We start from the raw sequence: 2488 nt of genomic DNA on the forward strand, positions 1-2488 counted from the left end.
CCCGAGCCGACCCCCTCCCCGGCGACCGCGAGCGAGGAACCGTGCGACTGACCCCCACCGAGCGGGACCGGCTGCTGATCTTCACAGCAGCCGAGCTGGCCCGCGCCCGCCGCGCCCGGGGCGTGCGCCTCAACATCCCCGAGGCCACCGCCCTGATCGCGGACGCCGTCTGCGAGGCCGCCCGCGACGGCCGGCGCCTGGCCGAGGCCATCGAGGCCGGCCGCTCCGTGCTGACCGCCGACGACGTCCTGCCCGGCGTGCCGGACGTGGTCACCGTCGTCCAGGTCGAGGCCGTCTTCGAGGACGGCACCCGCCTCGCCGTCGTCAACGACCCGTTCAAGGGCGTCGGCTCGCTCGGCGACGAGGCCCCCGGCGGCGCGCTGATCGGCGACGGAGCCGGCTACGACCCGGTCGAGGAGACACTGCTGCTCCCCGTGCACAACACCTCCGCGGTGCCGATCTCGGTCACCTCGCACTTCCACTTCTTCGAGGCCAACCCGCGGCTCGCCTTCGACCGCGCCGCCGCCTACGGCACCCACCTGGCCGTCCCGGCCGGCTCCTCGGTGCGCTTCGACCCCGGCGCCACCGTCGAGGTCGGCCTGGTGCCGATCGGCGGCGGGCGGGTCGCGATCGGTTTCGCGGGGCTCGTGGACGGCCCGCTGGACGCGCCCGGCGCGAAGGAGGCCGCCCTGGCGAAGGCCCGCGCCACCGGCTACCTCACCCACTTCGACGACGCGGAGGTCGAGTCGTGACGTCCATCACCCCGCACGACTACATCTCGGTGCACGGCCCGCGCGCCGGGGACCGGGTCCGGCTCGGCGACAGCGGACTGATCGTCCGCGTGGAATCCGACTCCCAGGCGCCCGGCGACGAGTTCCTGGCCGGCTTCGGCAAGACCGCCCGCGACGGCCTGCACCTCAAGCCCGCCGCGGTCCGGGACACCTGCGACGTCGTGATCAGCAACGTGCTGGTGATCGACGCGATCCAGGGCATCCGCAAGACCTCGATCGGCCTGATCGGCGGCCGGATCGCCTCGATCGGGCGGGCCGGCAACCCGGACACCCTGGACGGCGTGGACGTGGTCGTCGGCACCGGCACCACGATCGTCTCCGGCGAGGGCATGATCGCCACCGCCGGCGCCATCGACACCCACGTCCACCTGCTCTCGCCGCGGATCATGGAGGCCTCGCTGGCCTCCGGCGTCACCACCATCATCGGCCAGGAGTTCGGCCCGGTCTGGGGCGTCGGCGTCAACTCGCCCTGGGCACTGCGCCACGCCTTCAACGCGTTCGACGCCTGGCCCGTCAACATCGGCTTCCTGGGCCGAGGCTCGTCCTCCGACGAGGCCCCGCTGATCGAGGCGCTGGCCGAGGGCGGGGCGTCCGGCTTCAAGGTGCACGAGGACATGGGCGCGCACACCCGCGCCCTGGACACCGCGCTGCGGGTCGCCGAGGAGTACGACGTCCAGGTCGCCCTGCACACCGACGGGTTGAACGAGTGCCTGTCGGTCGAGGACACCCTGAAGGTGTTGGAGGGCCGGACCATCCACGCCTTCCACATCGAGGGCTGCGGCGGCGGACACGTCCCCAACGTGCTCAAGATGGCCGGCGTGCCGAACGTCATCGGCTCCTCCACCAACCCGACGCTGCCGTTCGGCCGGGACGCCCTCGGCGAACACTTCGGCATGATCGTCTCCGCGCACGACCTCAAGGTCGACCTGCCCGGCGACGCCGCGATGGCCCGCGACCGCATCCGGGCCGGCACCATGGGCGCCGAGGACGTCCTGCACGACCTCGGGGTCATCGGCATCACCTCCTCCGACGCCCAGGGCATGGGCCGGGCCGGCGAGACGGTGCGCCGCACCTTCGCCATGGCCGGCAAGATGAAGGCCGAACTCGGCCCGCTCGACGGCACCGGCTCGTACGGCACGACGGAGAGCGGCGACGACAACGAGCGCGTGCTGCGCTACATCGCCAAGCTCACCATCAACCCGGCCATCGCCCACGGCCTCGCGCACGAGGTCGGCTCCATCGAGATCGGCAAGCTCGCCGACATCGTGCTGTGGCGCCCGGACCACTTCGGCGCCAAGCCGCAGCTGGTCCTCAAGGCCGGATTCCCCGCGTACGGCGTGGTCGGCGACCCCAATGCCTCCACCGACCGCTGCGAACCGCTCGTCCTGGGACCGCAGTTCGGCGCCCACGGCGCGACCGCCGCCGACATCTCGGTGGCCTTCGTCGCCCAGGCCGCCGCCGACGGCGCGTACCTCGACCGGGCCGCCGACGGGCTGCCCACCCGCCGCCGCCGGGTCGGCGTCCGGGGCACCCGCGGCATCGGACCGCGCGACATGGTGCGCAACGCCCGCGTCGGCCACGTCGAGGTCACCGAGACCGGGCTGGTCTCGCTCGACGGCTCGCCGCTGCGCTCCGAACCCGCGGACAGCGTCTCGCTCAGCCGCCTCTACTTTCTCTGACCCCCCGCGCTCCGACCC

Annotated in this window: 2 protein-coding genes; both read left to right on the forward strand. The window is 73.4% G+C overall.

The window, feature by feature from the left end; translation table 11 throughout:
* Window positions 1–41 precede the first annotated feature (41 nt).
* Entirely contained in the window at window positions 42–752 is a 711-nt protein-coding gene (locus ACIQOV_RS37195) for an urease subunit gamma (RefSeq protein WP_401055214.1), read from the forward strand.
* On the forward strand, window positions 749–2470 hold the full coding sequence (locus tag ACIQOV_RS37200) for an urease subunit alpha (protein WP_401055213.1): 1722 nt from the start codon (window positions 749–751) through the stop codon (window positions 2468–2470). The genes ACIQOV_RS37195 and ACIQOV_RS37200 overlap by 4 nt, the downstream gene beginning before the upstream one ends.
* The last annotated feature ends 18 nt before the right edge of the window (window positions 2471–2488 follow it).

Origin of the sequence: Kitasatospora sp. NPDC091257, from assembly GCF_044757675.1 — a bacterium.
Classification (GTDB): Bacteria; Actinomycetota; Actinomycetes; order Streptomycetales; family Streptomycetaceae; genus Kitasatospora; species Kitasatospora lactacystinica.